15 protein-coding genes and 2 tRNA genes are annotated in these 20,922 nt (G+C 43.6%); 13 read left to right on the top strand and 4 right to left on the bottom strand.

Features of this window, described 5'->3' with window-relative positions; genetic code table 11:
• Positions 1–69: 69 nt before the first annotated feature.
• Both H0262_RS06595 and H0262_RS06590 read right to left on the bottom strand, forming a co-directional pair.
• Positions 70–146: transfer RNA gene (locus H0262_RS06595), tRNA-Asp, on the bottom strand.
• Between the two features lie 65 nt (positions 147–211).
• Positions 212–287: transfer RNA gene (locus tag H0262_RS06590), tRNA-Val, on the bottom strand.
• Between the two features lie 281 nt (positions 288–568).
• Between H0262_RS06590 and H0262_RS06585 the strand changes: the two genes are divergently transcribed.
• From H0262_RS06585 to H0262_RS06555, 7 genes are all read left to right on the top strand, one after another.
• A complete protein-coding gene (locus H0262_RS06585) occupies positions 569–2,212 on the top strand; it encodes a cardiolipin synthase (RefSeq protein WP_181210162.1) in 1,644 nt (547 codons plus the stop codon).
• Between the two features lie 102 nt (positions 2,213–2,314).
• Entirely contained in the window at positions 2,315–3,814 is a 1,500-nt protein-coding gene (locus tag H0262_RS06580) for a tetratricopeptide repeat protein (protein ID WP_181210150.1), read from the top strand.
• Positions 3,815–3,936: 122 nt separating this feature from the next.
• Complete coding sequence (locus H0262_RS06575; protein WP_181210149.1) at positions 3,937–5,532, top strand: 3-deoxy-D-manno-octulosonic acid transferase; 1,596 nt, start codon at positions 3,937–3,939, stop codon at positions 5,530–5,532.
• Positions 5,533–5,540: 8 nt separating this feature from the next.
• The gene (locus tag H0262_RS06570; RefSeq protein WP_181210148.1) at positions 5,541–6,284 is read left to right on the top strand and encodes a 16S rRNA (uracil(1498)-N(3))-methyltransferase; all 744 of its coding nucleotides are present in this window, start codon (positions 5,541–5,543) and stop codon (positions 6,282–6,284) included.
• Positions 6,285–6,545: 261 nt separating this feature from the next.
• Positions 6,546–7,670, top strand: a complete 1,125-nt coding sequence (locus H0262_RS06565) for a Fe(3+) ABC transporter substrate-binding protein (RefSeq protein WP_020443822.1) — start codon at positions 6,546–6,548, stop codon at positions 7,668–7,670.
• A gap of 53 nt (positions 7,671–7,723) precedes the next feature.
• Positions 7,724–9,409: an iron ABC transporter permease gene (locus H0262_RS06560; protein ID WP_181210147.1), complete on the top strand. Its 1,686-nt coding sequence runs from the start codon at positions 7,724–7,726 to the stop codon at positions 9,407–9,409.
• A 146-nt stretch (positions 9,410–9,555) separates the two neighbouring features.
• Complete coding sequence (locus H0262_RS06555; protein ID WP_409033821.1) at positions 9,556–10,893, top strand: ABC transporter ATP-binding protein; 1,338 nt, start codon at positions 9,556–9,558, stop codon at positions 10,891–10,893.
• Between the two features lie 102 nt (positions 10,894–10,995).
• On the opposite strand, the gene H0262_RS06550 is transcribed toward H0262_RS06555, so the two are convergent.
• The gene (locus tag H0262_RS06550) at positions 10,996–11,874 is read right to left on the bottom strand and encodes a methyltransferase domain-containing protein (RefSeq protein WP_181210145.1); all 879 of its coding nucleotides are present in this window, start codon (positions 11,872–11,874) and stop codon (positions 10,996–10,998) included.
• A gap of 507 nt (positions 11,875–12,381) precedes the next feature.
• Between H0262_RS06550 and gyrA the strand changes: the two genes are divergently transcribed.
• The 5 genes from gyrA (at position 12,382) to H0262_RS06525 (ending at position 18,748) form a co-directional block, all read left to right on the top strand.
• Entirely contained in the window at positions 12,382–15,171 is a 2,790-nt protein-coding gene (gene gyrA, locus H0262_RS06545; protein WP_181210144.1) for a DNA gyrase subunit A, read from the top strand.
• A gap of 111 nt (positions 15,172–15,282) precedes the next feature.
• Positions 15,283–16,353, top strand: coding sequence for an EamA family transporter RarD (rarD, locus tag H0262_RS06540; RefSeq protein WP_181210143.1), 1,071 nt, complete (start codon positions 15,283–15,285; stop codon positions 16,351–16,353).
• Between the two features lie 224 nt (positions 16,354–16,577).
• Positions 16,578–17,246 (top strand): glutathione S-transferase, encoded by a 669-nt coding sequence (locus H0262_RS06535; protein ID WP_181210142.1) that lies wholly within the window; start codon positions 16,578–16,580, stop codon positions 17,244–17,246.
• A gap of 87 nt (positions 17,247–17,333) precedes the next feature.
• Positions 17,334–17,594 carry a hypothetical protein gene (locus H0262_RS06530; protein WP_181210141.1) on the top strand — a complete coding sequence of 87 codons (261 nt, stop codon included), beginning with the start codon at positions 17,334–17,336 and terminating at the stop codon, positions 17,592–17,594.
• A 32-nt stretch (positions 17,595–17,626) separates the two neighbouring features.
• Positions 17,627–18,748, top strand: coding sequence for a ribonuclease Z (locus H0262_RS06525; RefSeq protein WP_181210140.1), 1,122 nt, complete (start codon positions 17,627–17,629; stop codon positions 18,746–18,748).
• A 9-nt stretch (positions 18,749–18,757) separates the two neighbouring features.
• On the opposite strand, the gene H0262_RS06520 is transcribed toward H0262_RS06525, so the two are convergent.
• On the bottom strand, positions 18,758–19,732 hold the full coding sequence (locus tag H0262_RS06520) for an ATP-binding protein (RefSeq protein WP_181210139.1): 975 nt from the start codon (positions 19,730–19,732) through the stop codon (positions 18,758–18,760).
• Between the two features lie 69 nt (positions 19,733–19,801).
• Here H0262_RS06520 and H0262_RS06515 point away from each other — a divergent pair, with 69 nt between their 5' ends.
• Positions 19,802–20,815 (top strand): serine/threonine-protein kinase, encoded by a 1,014-nt coding sequence (locus H0262_RS06515; protein ID WP_181210138.1) that lies wholly within the window; start codon positions 19,802–19,804, stop codon positions 20,813–20,815.
• Positions 20,816–20,922: the final 107 nt, after the last annotated feature.

Below are 20,922 nucleotides of genomic sequence, written 5' to 3'. Positions count from 1 at the left end.
AAACACAAAAAAACCTCAAATATAAATACTTGAGGTTGAAACTTTTGTATTAAAACTAAGTTTTAAATATGGCGCAGCGGACGGGACTCGAACCCGCGACCCCCGGCGTGACAGGCCGGTATTCTAACCAACTGAACTACCGCTGCTTAGGTCGTACTTAGTTTATTTAACCACTTAGCCTACTACTTAAGAGTAACGCTATACTAAATAGTGGTGGGTGATGACGGATTCGAACCGCCGACATTCTGCGTGTAAGGCAGACGCTCTACCAACTGAGCTAATCACCCTTCGAACAATTGCTAAGCAATTTATTCAACATCAGCTGAGCTCTAAGTTTGTCACTAAGCTCTGCTGCTGTGGGTGTGTATTATATAGATTTACACATGGCTGTCAAACACTATTTTACATTTTTTAAAAAATGATTATTAAAAAGGCTTTTGAGAGTATGGCTAGATGATGTGATAGCCCATATGACAACTACCTAGTCAACGAATAGTTACCTATTGCGCGGCGGATAAAAGCTACTATACTTGATTGGTCGTATTTGATTATATTGTGCTATTACCAGTTGGAGGCGAAAACAATAGAAGCTTTATCTAATACTGAGCAGCAAGTGGCAGCATGGTCTTGGACAGACTTTGCTGGGCTAGGTCTGATATTTCATATTATTCTTATGATTGTGATGACGTTGCGTATTGTCTCGGTACAGCGCAATATTGGGGTGGCAATTGCATGGATAGCGGTTTTGTTTACTTTGCCCGTATTTGGCTTAATTGCCTATGTGCTGGTGGGTGAGCCGATGATAGGTCGACGTTATCGCCAGCGAATGGATCAAGCGCGGCTACTGATGAATGAGATGGCACAACGGGAACGCTTGGTGTTTGATGAAGGGCAAGAGGTATTGCCGACTCATTACCGTGGGGTCAGTCATATCGGTACGCGCTGGACAGGGTTTGGGGTATTCTCAAACCATGAGATGCAACTGTTGACGCACGCCAATATTATTTTTAAACGTTTGATTGATGACATCAATGCCGCTCAGCGCAGTATCTTGATGGAGTTTTATATTATTTATCCTAAGGGGCAGGTGCTTGATGTTATAGAATCGTTAATGGCAGCCGCTCAACGCGGAGTTGAGTGTCATATTCTGATTGATAGTGTGGGGAGTTTTAGTTTTTTTAACAGTAAAGCCCATCGAAAATTAGAAAAAGCAGGCGTTTTTGTCCATCAGTCATTGCCAGTAGGGTTGTTTAAAACGTTATTTAAGCGTTCAGATTTGCGTAATCATCGTAAAATCGTGGTTATTGATGGTTATATCGGTTATATCGGTAGCTTTAATTTGGTTGATCCTAAGTTTTTTAAGCAGAATAAAGATGTCGGTGAATGGATTGATGTGGCGATACGCAGTGTCAGTGATAATGACATTAGCATTGCGACTGCAATGGCAAAAGTGGTGGTGACCGATATCGGGGCGGAAAACAGTGACAATCTAGATGCGCTGCATCAACGAGTCAACAGCTACACACGTAAGCTATATGTGCGCAATCCGACGATTAATGACATCAATAGTCGCATCAAAGTATTGGATGATGGGCTAGAAAATGTAGAAAACCCCTGTACTGGTGCGATGTCGACAGTGATTCCGCAGATGCCGGTGGTAAAGGGCGTGGTCGCGCAGCTGATTCCTTCAGCGCCACAAGTGACCGCTCACGTTATTTATAATACCTTAGTAACCGTTTTACATCGTGCTAATCACTGTATTTGTATCACAACGCCGTACTTTGTACCGGATGAAGCTTTGTCAGGCGCGCTAGTGACGGCAGCCAAGCGCGGGGTCAAAGTTACGCTGATTATCCCTGAAAAGGTTGATTCATTCTTAGTTCAGCACGCCTCGCAAGCGTATTACCAAGAGTTGTTAGAAGCGGGTGTTACCATTGCTCTGTTTAAGGGTGGTCTGCTGCATGCCAAAACAGTAGTTATAGATGACGATTATTGTATATTTGGTACCGTCAATATCGATATGCGCAGCTTTTATCTGAACATGGAAGTCAGTTTGGCGATTTATACGCCTGAAATGGTCGCGCAAGTTGCCGCTTGTCAAGACTCGTATTTACAAAGCTGTCGTTTTTTAACCTTGGACCAGTGGCAACGGCGTCATAAGGCTGAACGCTTGTTTGATAATGTGATACGCTTATTTAGTCCATTATTGTAGCCCTACATATTTTAAGTTAAGGTAAGCACTATATTTTGCACAACTGCTTTTAGTTCATTGCCTCTATGATTAATTTACTTTTTTAAAGGATACGCGTTTCTTATGTCTGCATCGCCCTTAACGCCCCTTGATTATATTGCAACAGGTTATTGGCAAGATTTTTTGGCAAGGCGTGCTGTCGCAGGCGGTATCGCTTACGAAGTGGATTTGCATCACTGTGGTTTGGATGAATCTCTGGCAAGCTTGCAGCGCATAGATACGCTACTGTCTCAGATACGCCGCGATATGGTCAAAACAAGCATTTGGGATGAAGCAACGTTATTAAAAGATGAGCGCTATCGTAACTTTTTGGTGTTTTTGGCGTTTTATGCAGGACGAGTATTAGCGCAGCAATGGCAACAATCGCCACGTTGGTTTGGTCAGTTTGAGCTAGATGCCCGCTATCCTGAGTTAGTACTGACGACCGATGATTTTTATCAGCATATGGCAATGTTTTATGGCGCTGATACTGATGTTAATACCAAAGATAGCAGTGATAAAGGTAATATGCCGCTTTTCTTTGCTTTAGAACCGATAGGGATGCGTTTATTTGGTCATATCGACCGCGCGTTTAAATCGGCGCAAGGTGATAAAGTCGCTAGTGGCTTATACCAAGCGGTGAGCGCCAGATTACCAAAAGCTGTAAATCATCAGCCTCATTTGGTTGATAGGACCGTAGCAGATAAACCAAACACTCAAACAGCAAATGAAAAGGCATTTGTTGAGAAAGTAAGCTCTGAAAATAGTAGCACATCCCTTTATTCGAATAGTAAGTCGTCCATAGACATGGCGACAACTCAACTTTCAGATGACAAAATGGGTAATGTATCTTCTATATCAGCTACTACAATTACATCAGTGCCCTTAGCAGAATATATAGAAATAACAAACGCAACGGTAGCACCTATAGTAGAACCAGTAAAAACCACGGCAGTCGCAAAAAAACTACCCACGCCAGAGATTTTTAGCCAACTATTAACAGAGCTACATGAGATAGAAGTAACACAGACCACGGGCGAAACTGAATATGAGAAGGCGTGCAAGGTTTTAGATCAGTTTGAACGTCATATTGCAAAGCAAGAAAAACCCCGTAAGCAAGTCGTCTTTTCAGAGGCGCATCTGCAAGCAAAGCAGCAGGCTTTGTTGGGATTAGAAGACGCTGCAAATGCAGGAAACAGTGCTGCGATGTTGCGCTTGGCGATGTATGAGCTGCTCGGCGAAGGTCTGATAGCAAACGAAGGCGCTGATAAAGTCGCTGGTATAGAGGCTGGGGTTGAATGGGTGCAACAAGCGGCAAGTAAAAATGACAGCCGCGCTCAGCGCTTACTGAGTAAAATGTATTATCAAGGCGTAGGGGTTACGCAAGACCTTAAGGTTGGTAAATATTGGCTCGAGCAAGCGGCAGAAAATGGGCACATCGAAGCGGCAAGCTTAGTCGATCAGTGGCAACAAGCACAAACGTTAATCAACACCCAAAAGCAAGAGCAGCATAGTCTTAAACGCTATCAGCTATTGTTTGCAGTGATTATTGTGATTGCCTTACTCATTATTATTTTGGTATAAAAAACGATGACCAACATCCTTGAATTTAAAAACGTATTGTTTGGCAATAAATTCAGGTAGAATTGGTGCGTTTTTTGCGCGCGACTCCTATTATCTGCTCCATTAATTATCTAGGCTTTTGCATGCCATCTTCTGACACCTCAAAAAATCTTTCCATTCAGGCACAGCCTCTGCAAAGCCAAGCGGTATATAAGCCGCCTGTGTATTATCAAGTCGGCATAAGCTTATTAAAGCCGTTATATCGCCTGCAAGTATGGCGCCGCTCGCATGCGCGTGATAATTATCAGCAAGAAGTTGAACAGCGTTTTGGTAAGCGTTATCCTGCGCCTCCTATAGCCACAGAAACGTATCTGCCAGCTGCGGATTTAAACAGCAGCATCAATGTTAATAAGCGAAATAAAACCATCTGGTGCCACGCGGTCTCTTTGGGAGAAACCAATACCGTTGCGCCATTATTGGATGCACTATTGTCTCGTGGTTATCGGATATGGCTGACCAATACTACCCAGACAGGTTTTGCGCGCGGTGCCAGTCGATTTGCAGAAGACATTGCGCAAGGTCGATTGAGTCAAAGTTATGTGCCAGTTGATAGTCCGGCGGTGATTGAGCGCTTTTTGATTCATGTACAACCTCTTGCTGCCTTATTTGTAGAAACAGAGCTATGGGCAAACATCTTAACCAAATTATCTGAGCATCATATGCCAAGTATCTTGGTGAATGGGCGACTGTCAGCATCCTCTTTTAAAAGCTATCAAAAAATTGGCGCAGTCAGCACCAGCATGATGAAAAATTTGAGTTTAATCATTGCGCAGGATAATGACTCTGCCAAACGCTTTCGACAATTGGGTGCGCATAGCGCCCAAATCCGTGTGGCAGGCTCGCTAAAGTGGGTCATTAATACGCCTAAATTGTCTAATGTGTCTGAGCCAGATGATGATAAGGCGATTGATGTCGATATCGTAAATAGCGAGCAGCCAGAGTTAGCAGAAAAAACGAGTGTGACGGCGAGTGATTTGGGCGTGGTCAATCGCCCAATTTGGTTGGCAGCAAGCACTCATGGTGGTGAAGAGAATACGGTACTGTCATGGCAGCAGCAATTACTGTCAAACCCTGCATTGGCAAAAGCGCTACTTATTATCGTTCCGCGCCATCCAGAGCGTTTTGATGAAGTGGCAGCGCTCATTCAAAATTCAGGCTTGACCATGGCACGGCGCAGTGCAGCAGAAGCTATTGATATAAACACTCAAGTCTATCTGGCGGATAGCATGGGTGAGTTAATGAATTGGTATGCTCTTGCCGATGTGGCATTGGTTGGCGGCTCATTGGTCGAGGTGGGCGGACATAATCCAGTTGAGCCGGCAAGTGTGGCGACACCGGTTTTAATGGGTGTCCATACTCAATCTTGTCAAAGTGTCGTGGATAAACTGGCGAGCGTAGGGGCGTTATATCAGCCAAACAACCCTTTTTATCAGGCTATTGATCATACTAATAATCATGATGAACAAGCGAACGAAAACCAAAAATTTGCCGATGATGAGACACTGATTTATCAACAACTAAAATATTGGCTGATTCATTTAATGTTGGCTAAGCAAGCAGGACAAGCAGGCGCGCGGATGACCGATCAGCAGCAAGCCGTATTGAGTCGTCAATTATCGATGATAGAAAAAGTCATCGAGCAGCATGCTCTTCAAAACGTTAGCCAAGATTCAAATTAAGAGCCACTATGAACTGTATCTTATTACCGGCTGCAAGCTTCTCTAATAAATCTGCACATATCAATGCAGTGGCACAAATTGAGCATGTTAACCAAGTTCTGGGAGCGAAAGTAGGCGATACCCTAAAAATTGGACAGCTAGAAGGTAATCTTGGCACTGCTGTCATTGCTGATATGACGCCTGAGCGTATTGATTTATGTGAGGTAAGTTTGGTCACAGCACCGCCGCCTAAGCTTGATCTCACGGTAGTGTTGGCATTGCCACGCCCAAAAGTATTGCGCCGGCTGATTATGGATATGACCGCGCTTGGCGTCCACGATATCATCTTGATTAACAGCTATCGTACGCAAAAAAGCTACTGGCAAAGCCCGATGCTGAGTCGCCTTGATGAGTTCGTATTAGAAGGGCTGCAACAAGGCGTTGATACCGTCGCGCCGCGTATCAGTTTGCAAAAACGTTTTAAGCCCTTTGTTGAAGATGAGTTGGCAAACTTAATCACAAATCGAGCTATTGTCGCTCACCCTTATGCTGAATTATCGTTTTCAGAATATGTGCAACAACAGTTAGAAAGCTCTGAATCACCTCAGAAATCGATACTACCAAGCATGGTTTTTATCGGTGCAGAAGGCGGCTGGATTGATTATGAAGTTGAGCTGCTTGCAAGGCAAGGCTGCCAAACGGTACATATCGGTGCGCGAATATTGCGCACCGAAGCGGCAGTCAATGCTATTATGGGGCAATGGCTATTGTAAGATAATAACTGATATAAGTCTTATTTGGAAATGCGGCAAGATTCATTACAACGGCATCAAAACCCCATTAAAAAACCACTATATATAGCATTAATTGTCGATTATTTAACTCAATAATCGGGCTAAATAAATGTATTGATAATTAATATCATTTCCATTAGTATATGCTTTCCAGACATTAGGGTCTTTTTAATCCTATCAATCCATGATTTTTAATGTCTTTTTATCCTACCTATCTGCCGCGCTATTATGGGGAAAACCATGTCATTGAATGTAATCAGTGCAAATTTATCTTCTGCTAAACTTACTTTACCGGTTGCCGTATTTGGCATGATGTTGGCGCTTGCTGGCTGTAGTAAATCATCGACGCCAGAAGAAAGTGTTGATGCCGAAACGCCAGCACCAAGCACTGAGCAAGAAGTAGCAAAAGACAACGCGGCGAGTGCTGATGGACAGACAGTGACTATCTACTCATCACGTAATGAGCAGCTAATCAAGCCATTGTTAGATCGTTATACTGAACAGACGGGTGTGAAGGTTGAGCTGGTTACAGACAAAGATGGTCCACTGATGGCGCGTCTGCAAGCTGAAGGTCAGAATACCCCAGCCGATATGCTTTTGACAGTTGACGCCGGTAACTTATGGCAAGCGGCTGAGCAAGGTTTACTGCAACCTGTTGCTTCTAGCGTTTTGGAAGCAAATGTACCGGCTAAGTATCGTGATCCAGAAGGTCGCTGGACAGGTTTGTCATTGCGCGCCCGTACGATTTTTTATGACCCAAGTAAAGTAAGCGCTGATCAATTATCTACTTATGCAGATTTGGCGGATCCAAAGTGGAAAGGCAAATTATGTCTACGCACCTCGAAAAAGGTTTATAACCAGTCATTGGTTGCGAGCATGATGGAGCATTTAGGCGCTGAAAAAACAGAAGCGGTCATCCGTGGTTGGGTTGCTAACTTAGCTACTGATGTTTTCAGTGATGATACCAATCTACTAGAAGCTATCGCTGCTGGTCAGTGTGAAGTAGGTATTGCCAATAGCTACTACTATGGTCGCTTGCTTGATGAAAAGCCTGATTTCCCAGTAAAAATATTTTGGGCAAACCAAGGTACGACAGGCACGCACGTTAATATCTCAGGTGCTGGCGTAGTAACGGGTTCAGACAATGCAGATGGCGCATTGAAACTGATGGAATGGTTGTCATCTGATGACGCACAAGGTCTTTATGCTAGCGCTGATAAAGAATTCCCAGTCAAAGTTGGGATTGATGAGTCAGAGATGCTTAGATCTTGGGGTCAGTTCAAACCAGATGATATCAATGTACAGAAATTTGGTGCATTACAAACCCAAGCTATTCAAATGATGGACAAAGCAGGCTATAAATAAAAGTCTGCCAGTCATTTAATGGGGTTATGATGCGTATGACACGGTAACAACTTATGATAACAATGCCAGAATCGTCTGCAAGTCAGAACAATACTGTCAATGAAAGTAATGAGACAGGCAATACGAGTAAATCTATTCGCCAAGACCATGCTACCCGTAAACGTGTCATTTCGAAATCAGTCTTAGGACTGATTTCGTTGTTTATGCTAGTACCGATTTTAATCGTGTTATTGTCATGGACACAGCCCGTCGCTGATATTTGGGGGCATATGCGTGAGTACGTATTGCCGCAAGTCCTCAAAAATACGGCGATTTTATTATTAATGGTCACAGTAATTTCTGGCACGATTGGCACGGCATTGGCATGGCTTACGAGTATGTACCGCTTCCCTGGACAGCGGTTTTTTTCGTGGGCGCTGATGTTGCCGCTTGCTATGCCAGCTTATGTCTTAGCATTTGTCACAGTTGGTATCGTTGATTTTAGTGGACCATTACAAACCGCATTAAGAGATTTTGGGGTTATGACTGCCATTCCGTCGGTACGTAACGTCTGGGGTGCAGGGCTGATCTTGTCATTGGCTTTTTATCCTTATGTTTATTTGCTGGCGCGCCAAGCCTTTTTATCTCAAGGTAGGCGAGCTATTGAAGCTGGGCAGATGCTTGGCTTGAGCCGTAGCAAAGTGTTTTTTCGCTTGGCATTACCACAAGCACTGCCTTGGGTTATTGGCGGTTTGCTTCTGGCAAGTATGGAGACCCTAGCGGACTTCGGCGCGGTGTCGGTATTTAATGTTGATACCTTTACCACTGCGATTTATAAAGCTTGGTTTGGGTTTTTTAGCTTGACGACCGCCGCACAGTTGGCAGCGCTATTAATTGGCGTGATCTTCATCGTCGTGCTATTTGAGCAGTATTGGCAAGCAAAACGCGGTAATATTGTCACGCAAGGTAGTAGCCAGCGTCTTGAAGCCAGTAAACTGGCCAAGCTTGCTATGGCGCTGCTTTGCACGCTGGTGTTTTTGATCGCTTTTTTGATACCCTTTGCCCAGCTTATCTATTGGACAGCGGCGAACTTTCAACAAGATTTTGATGCCCGCTATATTGATTTTGTTACCAATAGCCTCATGATTGCAAGTATGACCACCGCATTTATCGCGGTCCTAGCGATTATCATTGCGTGGATTAAGCGCCAATATCCGGATAAATCGACCAAGCTTATGACCACTTTAGCCAATCTGGGATATGTGGTGCCGGGTACAGTGTTGGCAGTTGGGATCTTTATTCCGATTGCGTGGCTGGATAATCAGCTGATTGCGTTTGGGATGACCTCTACGCAGTTTTTATCTGGCAGTGTGATTGTGATGCTGCTGGCTTTATCGACACGCTTTATGACGGTGAGTTTTCAGCCGGTAGATCGGCAGCTTCAGCGTTTGACCGTCAATCAAGAAGCGGCTGCTAAACTCCTTAGCGATAGTCCTTTTCAGCGCTGGCGGCAAGTGATGTTACCAGTACTAAGCCCAGGGGTGTTGACGGGTTTGTTGATGGGTTTCGTTGAGGTTATGAAAGAGATGCCCATTACCTTGATGACACGGCGCCAAGGCTGGGATACGCTGGCGGTGCGGGTGTTTGAGATGACCAGTGAGGGCATGTGGGCTCGCGCTGCATTACCCAGTCTATTGATTGTATTGGTTGGTCTTATTCCTGTTTGGATATTACTGCGTCAAAGTGACAAGCAGGGCTGACGTCGTTTTTAAATAAAAAATTATTCTTATATACTTGATAGATGTTAAATGGTTTTTTTACATTGTTCATGTTTAAGATTTGAATATTGTGACGCTGGATTTTCTTCACTAATAGCTTACTGGTACTGTTTATGTATACTGACTTGATGAACGATTCAATAAATCCAGCAAATGATGATGCTGTAGAGCCTCAGAGTAAAGCACGACAAAGTCATGTGAAAAAGCCACCTGTGACCATTCTAACCAAGGCGCAAATGGCAAAGGCTGTCGCAGAGAGAGAATTGCAACAAGGTGCTGCTGGTGTGGATGGTTCATGTATACAGGAGCCCGCTGCCAGTCAGGCCTATTTTAGTGTACAAGATTTGGTGGTAGGGTATGACGATACCATCGTGGTCAATGGTTTGTCGTTAAACTTGCAGCAGGGTGAAATCGGTTGTTTTTTGGGCTATAGTGGCTGCGGTAAGACCACGGCATTGAGAGCGATTGCGGGGTTAGAGGAGAGCCGCGGTGGCAAAATTACGCTTAACAATCAGCGACTGACAGAGCAGGCAGCGCGACTCTCATTTGCCGTTGCGCCCGCCAAACGCGGTATGGGCATGGTTTTTCAAGATTATGCGCTGTTTGGGCATTTAAGCGTGGCGAAGAATATCGCTTTTGGTCTGAACAAATGGTCGGCTGCTGACAAAAAAGCTCGCGTTGCTGAGATGCTAGCGCTCGTAGAGTTGACTGAGCATGCTGATAAGCGCCCAAGTGAGCTCTCAGGTGGGCAGCAGCAGCGGGTAGCATTGGCTCGCGCATTGGCACCAAAGCCGAAGCTATTGCTACTTGATGAGCCGTTTTCGAACTTGGATGTGGTACTACGTGAATCCTTAGCCATGAATGTCCGCGATATTCTTAAACGTACCAATACCACCGCTATTTTGGTCACTCATGATCAAAATGAAGCGTTTGCGCTCGCTGATAAGGTTGGGGTGATGCATAAAGGTAAGCTAGTACAGTGGGCGACTCCAAGTGAGCTATATCATGAGCCTGTCAGCCCTTTTGTTGCGGAGTTTGTCGGCGAAGGGGCGATGATAGATGGCATCATCAAAGAGGGTCATGTCGAGACGGCGCTTGGCGATATTTATCGGCGGATGGAAGTCTATGATGCATCCGGTCAGCCGCAGTATTGTGAGTATGATTATCCAAATGGGACACCGATTAAGGTCTTGGTGCGTCCTGATGACATTATCCATGATGATGACAGTACGCAAACTGCATTAGTGGTAGGTCGGGTATTTCGCGGTGCCAATTATCTCTATCGCTTGCAGCTGGATAATGGCCAAACGGTATTATCATTAGTCGCAAGCCATCATAACCACGAAATCGGCACACAAATCGGTATCTTGCCCATCCTTGAGCACGTGGTGGTATTTGATGAAAAAGATATCAATGCTACGACTTGGTCGGAGTACGATAGGTCAGAGCGGTTTGAGGATATCTAATAGCGTTTGTTAAATCCTTTTGCTAAAAGGACTTATGATATTTAAAGATTAAGGTTTTTAAGGTGCCTGTATTTAAGAGGCAGGTTTTTAAGAAGCAGGTACTTAAGAGCCACGCGTCGCTAACAGATGTAAGTAGCGTCCAAGCCATTTATACGGCTCCAATTGCGAGTAGCGCAGCTCCATGCGTATGACCGCTTCAGGGTCGTTATGTCCACCACGTTTCAGCGGTGAATAATCATGAAATACGCGCAGACCGCTGGCGATTAGGGTCTGATATTCATGCGCCTGTAGCCAAGCTTCAACCTCTTCCTTTGCAACCGGATGATTGGGCGTTAAACTCTTTTTATTGTCGGCTTTATATTCAGTATTATCTAATAAGTTAAAATTACCCATTATCAAGTTACGATAATCAAAACTTGCCGGATTATAAAAGCACAGCGATAGCGCCCCATTATTGGTTAATTGCTCATCAGAAAAGTCCATTACCGCGGCAGGTTCTGCCAACCATTCAAGTAGCGCGTGACACATAATCAAATCGAACTTCTCCGTCTCATCAGCCAACTTTTCTTCAAGCTCTTGATACGGGCATACATGCCATGTGATCTTTAGATCGTCATCATATTGTGCAGCGCTTGCTTGCGCTTTTTCTAGCATATTGGCTGAGATATCATTAATCACGAGCGTATGCCCTTGAGCCGCAAGCTCAATGCCAATTTGCGCCAGCCCCGCACCTACATCTAAAATACGTAACGGTCGCCCAAGTAGCAGGCTTGTCTGCGCGCAATATGCAAAAATATCACGGCGCAGTACCGCCAGTCGAATCTCTCCCTTTAAGCCGCCATAAACCTTTTTTTCAAAATGATCGGCAATCGCATCAAAACTGCGATCGGTACGAGTAGCTGCTGCTATCGCTTGCACGGTCACATTTTCTGTAGAGTCTACCGCATCGCTATTATTAATATATTGAGGATTGGTTGGCATAAAGAGTTGTCTATATCGGAGGATGTATGGTGGCGTATCGTACAATAAAGCAGGGCGCTAATCTAGCGTTGACGTCTTTTTAGGATTGTTTTTAAATTGCATTAACACCCAACTCTGATGACGCGCTATTTGAAAAAAGTGGGCGTTAAATGGTATTGCTAAAAAACGGTCTTTATATATATCAATGGCAAAATTAGCCAGTGATATCAATGCTGTTGGGAAAGGTTTTTAAATCATGGTAATTGATGCAAAAAGTAGCAATTAATGAACTGTTTTGCTTGATTTTAATAGCACCTAGAACCCCCTAAATCAACAAATTTGTGCTAAAATAGCTTCTTTTATTCAACATTAAAACTATCGCTAATTCTCTATAGATTTGAATGGTTGCTAAGCCTTTTTTGATGGTCACTGTATTTATTATATAACGGCGCTTTGGTGCCGTTATTGTCGCCCATTATGGCTTAGATATGCCAATGCTAGAGAGTAGATGTGAGTGAGGGAGTGTATATGAGCGAATCGGTCAGTCCTATTGCCATTGTGGACGAATTAAAGCAGTCCTATTTGGATTATGCGATGAGCGTGATCGTCTCGCGCGCGCTGCCTGATGTGCGTGATGGGTTCAAACCAGTACACCGCCGTGTGATGTATGCGATGCATGTATTGTCTAATGACTATAACAAAGCCTACAAGAAATCTGCACGTGTGGTTGGCGATGTCATTGGTAAGTATCACCCACATGGCGATAGTGCCGTCTATGATGCCATCGTACGTATGGCACAGGATTTTAGCTTGCGTTACCCGATGGTTGATGGTCAAGGTAACTTTGGCTCGATTGATGATGATCCTCCGGCAGCGATGCGTTATACCGAAGTGCGTATGACCAAGTTGACCCACCAAATGCTTGCTGACTTGGATAAAGATACCGTTGATTGGGAAGACAACTACGATGGCTCTGAGCGTATGCCAAGCGTGTTGCCTGCGCGTATTCCTAATTTATTGATTAATGGTGCTACCGGTATTGCAGTTGGTATGGCGACCAATATGGCGCCGCACAATCTGACGGAAGTGATTAACGCTTGCTTAGCTTATGCTGAAAATCCGCAAATATCTGCTGAAGAGCTGATGTCGCATATCTCAGGTCCTGACTTCCCGACAGGCGGTATTATCTATGGTCGTGCGGGTATTTTAGATGCTTATCGTACTGGTAAAGGTCGCTTGCATGTACGTGGTCGATATATTATTGAGCCGATGAGTGAGACGGGTGTCAACCGTGACCGTGAGCGTATTGTTTTCACCGAAGTGCCTTATCAAACCAATAAAGCCAAGCTGATTGAGCGTATTGCAGAACTTGTGCGTGACAAAAAAATCGAAGGTATTACTGAGATTCGTGATGAGTCTGATAAAGACGGCATGCGTATCGCTATTGATTTACGTCGCGGCGAAACAGCGGAAGTGATCGTTAACAACTTGTTCCTGCAAACGCCGCTAGAATCGAGCTTTAGTATCAATATGGTGGCGCTTGATAATGGTCAACCGAAGCTATTGACCTTACGCCAGCTGATTGCAGCATTTGTACGCCATCGCCAAGAAGTGGTAACGCGCCGTACCATTTTTGAGCTCAATAAAGCCCGTGTCCGTGGTCATTTGCTTGAAGGTTTGACCGTTGCACTTGCTAATATCGATGAGATTATTGCGACGATTAAAGCGTCTGCAAACCGCGGCTTGGCTCGTGAAAACTTACTGGGTAATACTTGGGGTTCAGGTAGTGTTGTAGCGATGCTAACCGCTGCAGGCAGCCAGTCGGTACGTCCTGACTTTATCGAAGGCGAAGATCCAAAAGCGCCGTTTGGTCTGATTAATAATCAAGAAAGCTATCGCTTATCGCTTGAGCAAGTGAATGCGATTTTAGACATGCAGCTGCATCGTTTAACTGGTCTTGAGCAAGATAAATTAACTGAAGAATACCAAGACTTATTGCGTGAAATCGCTCATCTAGAATCTATACTTGGCGATTTTGATAAGCTAATGACCATTATCTCAAATGAGATGATTGAAATCCGTGATAATTTTGGTGATGAGCGTCGTACCGATATTATTGATTCACGTATGGACTTTAACCGTGAAGATTTGATCCCAGAGCAGACAGTAGTGATGACGGTATCACGTACTGGTTACGCGAAAACTCAGCCAATTGATGATTACGTGGCGCAAAAACGTGGCGGTAAAGGCAAATCAGCGACGGCGATGAAAGAAGACGATGTGATTGATCACTTAGTTGTGACCTCGACGCATGCAACCGTACTGTGCTTTACTGATACAGGTCGCGTCTTTAGTTTACGTGGTTTTGAAGTGCCTATCGCCAGCCGCGGTGCCCGTGGACGTCCATTAGTGAATTTGATTGGCTTAAATGCTGATGAAACAGTCACAACGATATTGCCTATTCCAAAAATAGTAGAAGAGTTATCGGTCAAAGGCGAAACATCAGTAGATGCTCTAGTAGATAATGATGATGATCTATTAGACGATAGCACGCAAGCAGAGCCGCCTTTTGTATTCTTTGCAACGGCAAATGGTACGGTAAAACGGGTAGAGCTGAAACAGTTTGCCAATATTCGCTCGAACGGTTTGATTGCGGTTGGCTTAGAAGAAGGCGATAAATTGGTCAGCGCTCGTATCACCAATGGTGGCCAAGAAGTCATGCTATTTGCGTCAAGTGGTAAAGCGATTCGCTTTAATGAAACTGATGCTCGTGCGATGGGTCGTACGGCAAAAGGCGTCCGTGGTATGCGTCTGGCTACTGATGAATTTATCAAATCATTGGTTGTTATCGAAGATGATGTCCGCGAGATTCTGATTGCTTGTGAAAATGGCTTTGGTAAACGTACCTTTATCGAGGAGTTCAACACGCAAAATCGTGGCGGTGGCGGTGTTATCGCTATTAAAACTAGCACGCGTAATGGTGCGCTGGTTCGTGCTACCAAGGTGGACTCTACAGACGATATTATTTTAATCTCAGACAAAGGTACTTTAGTACGTACCCCAGTTGAGCATGTAGCAAGCTCTGGTCGTAATACCCAAGGCGTCACGCTGATTCGTTTATCAAAAGATGAAAAGCTGGTTGCTATGGCGCGTGTTGAGCACGAAGAGGGTAACAATGAGCTGATTGATGCAATGAGAGAAGATGGAACGTTTGAAGTAAAAGGTCAAGAACAGATGGATGTTGATGCGGCGAATAGTGATGCTACAGAGACAGACTTTGATGATACTAGTCATACAGAAACTGACACTGACGAATAACGCTTTTATTAGTTAGCTTTTTGGTCTATTCTTTTATTACCTTTTATAAAAAAAGCCTCTAACGTTATCGTTGGAGGCTTTGTTTTTTTTCTGTTTTTTAAGGCTGTTGTTATGCTTACGACCAATCAGACCGTTCAGGGAACTTTGGCTTCAGTATCATCAAGTTTTTTGTTTTCTTTGATGTTTCTATTTGGGCTATTTATGCTGCCATTAACGGGTACGCAGGTGGCTTCGTGGCGCGTATTGATGATGCTCCTGAGCCTAGTGCTATTGGTCAGTCTTACAAAACAGTGGCAGCATGTATTTGATTATCTCAAAACATTAAAGACGGCAAAAGAGTGGGTTATTTTTGTACTGCCAACCCCGATTTTAGGTGGGCAGATTTGGCTGTTTATGTGGGGACCGGTCAATGGCTTTGGTCTTGATGTGACCTTGGGCTATTTTTTATTGCCGTTGGTCATGATTGTGATTGGGCGTTTTTTCTATCATGAGCATATGAGTGCTTTGCAATGGTTAGCAGCAATATGTGCTGCGCTCGGTATCGGCTATGATATATTGCAATATGGCAGTATATCTTGGGTAACTGCATTTGCATGCTTGGGTTATCCGCCTTATTATTTGCTACGTCGTAAGCTTGCTGTGCCGCCTATTACAGGTCTGTTATCAGATTTGACGTTACTGACGCCAGTGGTGCTAATTATGCTTTATAGCAGCGGCGGCTTTAGTGTGGCGGCGCAAAATACCAAATTTTGGTACATATTGCCGCTGCTAGGCGCTTTTAGTGCGCTTGCCATGTCTCTGACTATGGTTGCTAGTAGTAAGCTGCCAGTGTCGCTATTTGGCGCGCTCAGCTACATAGAGCCTATGCTGCTATTTGTATTATCTATTACTGTGTTAAATCAAAGTCTGGATGAAGGAGGCTCGTTATTCATGTATGGCATGATTACACTGGCATTGTTTATTATGATTGCTGATAGTATGAAAGGCTTTCTTATCCGACGCCGTGACAATCATTTGCATGGTTACCGAGAGCCGCAAGTTGGGAGTTTTCCACCGCGTCGCCGTTTTATCGACCATCGTATAGAAGGGGTATTAAAGGCGCACCGTTTTCGTAAAATCAGGAAATATCAACAGCGAATAGATAAAATCACGCGTAAAATCCAAGCGTTAGATTCAAAGTAGTTATTGATGTAATGATAAGTAGTGTGGCCCGATAAAAGTGGTTTGATAAGTCAAGCTACATAGTAAAGCTATAATAAAAACAGTAAGTGAGTTATTATCAAGCATTATTATTGACTTAAATCGGGTTGTTTGATTTATTAAACTCCTTTATTTAAACAGAATATTGAAGAATTGACTTATAAAATCTGCTATTGAATACTCAAAACTTATTATAAGGATGGTTTATGCTACACCTTCATCACTTGGCAAACTCACGCTCATTTCGTATCTTATGGCTATTAGAAGAGCTGAATGCCGACTACCAACTGACCTGCTACCAGCGTAACAAAGCATACCGTGCCCCTGACAGTTTAAAGCAAATACACCCGCTCGGTCATGCACCGATGCTAGAGGTCGATGGTCGTGTGCTGATTGAGTCAGGCTTTATCATCGAGTATCTATTAAAGCACTATGATAAAGAAAAGCAGTTTAAGCCTGCTGATGACAATGAAGCGGCGTGGGAGGCCTATACGTTTTGGCTACACTTTGCCGAAGCATCAGTGATGCCACCGTTGGTCATGCGTTTGGTATTTACTAAAGTGGTTGAGCAGTCGCCGATGCTGATCAAACCTGTGAGTAAAAGCATCAAAAAGCAAGTCGAAAAAAGCATGATAAGCAAAAGCTTGACTGCCATACTCGATATGATGGAGCAGCATTTACAAGACAACCATTGGTTTGCCGGAGCAGAATTTAGCGCTGCTGATATTCAGATGCATCTGGCTGTGGTCGGTGCCAATGCAGGCGCAGGTTTAGATAGTAGTAAATATACCAATATCTTAACTTGGCTTAAGCGTTGTGAAGAACGTGATGCTTTTAAACGTGCAGAAGAAAAGGGCGGTCGTCTACAGTTTTAAGTGCGACGCTTATTATTAATTATTGATTTAATATAACAATAAAGGGCTTTGTTTATTTATAGACAAACCCTTTTTTTAGGATGAAAAATGACAGATTTGAATAAGTCGAATAATACTGACCATACCAACAGTGCTAATGAACAACTACTTAATGCAGTTGATAATAATGTGAATAGTCAGCAAGTTTCTATTAAAGCATGGTCACAAAAACTGTTGGTAGTGATTCTATGCATTGCCAGCTTCTATGGTGGCTGGAAGTCGTATGAATCCAATATGGTCAATGACTGTACGGCAAATGGCGGACAGATGATTGAAGGCAAAAAAACCATGATATGTCAGTTGTCATAACAGCTCGTAATGATAACCAGCAGAGATAAGCGATGCTAAAACTCATTTTTTTGGGTACCTCAGCAGGCGTGCCAACCAAGCAACGTAATGTAACGGCGCTTGCCATCGAGTACCTCAATCCTTATAGCTCAGGGACAAATCAACAGCAAAACAAGAAATCACGGCCATGGTTATTGATTGATTGCGGTGAAGGTACGCAGCATCAGCTCTTACATACCAAGTTATCTTTACATCAGTTACAAGCGATTTGCATTACTCATGTGCATGGCGACCATTGCTATGGTTTGCCGGGGTTGCTAGCGAGTGCGGCAATGTCAGGACGTACTGCGCCGCTGATACTGCTTGCACCAAAAGCGATTGCCACACTGCTTGATGCTCTTATTTTGACTACCGAATTGCACTTTTCATTTGTTATTAACTTTATGGCGATAGAAGATTTGCTATCTGAGCAAGATAGTAAAAATAAAGCTCAGGTAACTATCAGCTTAGACAATCAACATCAGCTTGAGATTGATATCACGCCGTTATCGCATTGCGTTCCCTCTTATGGCTTTGGTATCAACCAGACGATAAGTCATCGCCATCTTGATAAGAACAAGCTGATAGCAGATAATATTCCAGCCAGCGCGCTGTGGGGCAGACTGCGACAGGGCGAAGATGTTATAACCGAAGACGGTCGCAAGCTTCGTTCAACAGATTATGTCGATAATAAGAGTCAGCGTACAAGGGTAGTGGTGGCTGGAGATAACGATACGCCAGAGTGTCTTAACAATGCTATAGCTGATGCGGATTTACTAATTCATGAAGCTACATATACTCATGAGTTATTGAATAAGATTCAGGCAAAAAATCCAGATTTTGATCCAATGCATAGTAGCGCGCAGTTATTGGGTCGATTTGCCCAAGACAATGGGCTTAAGAACTTAATTCTCACTCATTTTAGCGCCCGTTATCAGAGCTTTGACAATCCAAATAGTAGCACGCCAAATATGGCGCATATTCGATTGGATACCGAAAGTGTTTACCAAGGTAATCTATGGCTGGCAGCAGATTTTGACCAATATCTGGTGAATGGAACAGCGGAAGAAGTGGGTGATAATATAGGCAGTCGCGTACAGTATTTAGGCTCTGCACGCGACCATAAAAATGAATGATATGAGTTTTTAAGACTGACTGTCTTCAGCTGCCAATTGGGTCTGTCCTATCCAATAACGACTGAACTGATACGCCACTCGACCAGAGCGTCCACCGCGTTCTGATGCCCAGCGTAATGCGGCTGATCTGATATGGGTGGGTAACTCATCAATGCTATCTGCATCTTTATTCTCAATATCACCGTACATGTCATCATGACTAGTTTTAGCATCAGTTTTTTGCTGAATAGATAAATAATGATGCACAATGTATAAATACGTGTTTTGATCCATTGGATGAAAGGACAGCCATAAACCAAAACGGTCAGATAAAGACACCGTCTCATCAATGGTCTCATAAGGATTAACCTCATCGGTTTGACCATTATAAATATTAACATTGTCTTTCATGAGCTGCGGTAGTAGATGGCGGCGGTTACTGGTTGCATAAACCAATAATTTGTCTTGCTCTGAATCCAGCGAGCCGTCTAACACACTTTTTAAGGTGCGGTAGCTTTCATCTTGACCATTAAATGCCAAGTCATCACAGTACACCACATAGCGGCATTTGCAGTCAGCTGGTAAGGCTTTAATCGCTGCCCGTATTTTATCAAGCATCCGTAAGTCGTCTCGGGCAATTTCAATAATGCGCAGACCTTCATCATGATAGGCTTGAAGCAATGCTCGAATCAGCGATGATTTACCAGCGCCGCGTGTCCCTGTCATTAAGACATGATTGGCAGGATAGCCTTTGAGGAATTGACGCGTGTTCTGTACCAGTTTTGATTTTTGGGTATCGATACCATGTAAGTCATCTAAACTTAAAAACAAATTAACCGCTAGCGGCTCTAAATGTCCAGTCTGCCCACCGACCCAGCGATAAGCCAGCTGCGCAGGATCAATCTCAATAGTTGGCGTGACCTGCTCTTGCAGATACTGACTGAGCAGATCTAATAAATGGTCTGGCAGAGCATAATTCATAACGGGCTTAGTAGATTGGGGCATAATACTCAGTCGCTTATAAAAATTAAAATGACGTTTGGCTTAATAGATATATAAAGGCATCACTTTACCATGAAAAATAGTGCCAGTATTCCTTGTGTATTACAAGCAGATGCAAAACAAGCGTTACGAGTGCAAGCGCAGCAAATCCTGCCAGCATTAACGGCATTCTTTTTCAGCCTAAATTATAGCGAGATCTCGCATCAACGACTCAGTCAGCAAAATCATGGTAGTGACCTTGACTATCAGGGCTTGACGCACGCCCAACATTCGCAGTTTGGGAATGTGATGATTAAATGGCAGTTATATGCTAATGCTCATCAAGACCTGTCTGATTTAATCTATGAAGCTGACGTCCTAACATCTATAAACAACTTATCAAATAATCAAAGCAATCTTCAAAATAGCCTTTCTGCTATCGTACCACCACTATTGTTTTATGAAAATATTACTTCGAAAATATTAGCGCAGTTGCAACAGCTGACTATCCTGGTCATGCCTTATTATCCAAATGGCAGCTTGGCAAATCAGCTGAGTGCTCAAAAGCATTTCTTATTAACACAGGCACAAAAGAATCAATTTATCCTACAATCTGCTAATCTTATTTACCGCTTACATAATATCGGCTGGCTACATAATGATATTAAGCCCAGTAATATTTTGCTAGAAGGGTTTTTACCAAATAATGCGGATAATAGCCGTATCACCTTTGATTTATTATTGACGGATTTTGCTTTAGCGCGCACGCTTTATCAGCCAAGTGTAGCAAATATTGCTGGCACGCCTGCCTATCTTGCGCCTGAGCGCTGGCAAGGGTATGGCTCAACGGTTCAAAGCGATATATACGCTTTTGGGATTATATTGTATGAGATATTAGTCGGCAAGCGACCATTTGCTGTTGATGCTCAAAGTAGTGATCCAATGATTGATTGGGTGACACAACATTGCCAACACTCTGTGCCGACCTTACCATTAGAGTATAGTCGCTATCAGGACGTTGTTGATAAGGTATTGGCGAAGCAGATAGAGAAAAGGTATCAGAGTATGAGTGAGGTGCTTTTAGATTTAGAAAGTATTGAAAAGTAAATAAGCCCAACAACTAAGGTTGAAAGGATAAATCTAGTAAATCCCAGACACAAAAAAGCCTGCTTTTAGCAGGCTTTAATATTTGGTCTAAGATGTACTATCCGAAA

The sequence above is a fragment of the Psychrobacter sp. D2 genome (assembly GCF_013608135.1).
Taxonomy (GTDB): domain Bacteria; phylum Pseudomonadota; class Gammaproteobacteria; order Pseudomonadales; family Moraxellaceae; genus Psychrobacter; species Psychrobacter cryohalolentis.
The sequence above is the reverse complement of the archived record's forward strand: the minus strand, read 5'-3'. Positions and strand labels throughout refer to the sequence as shown.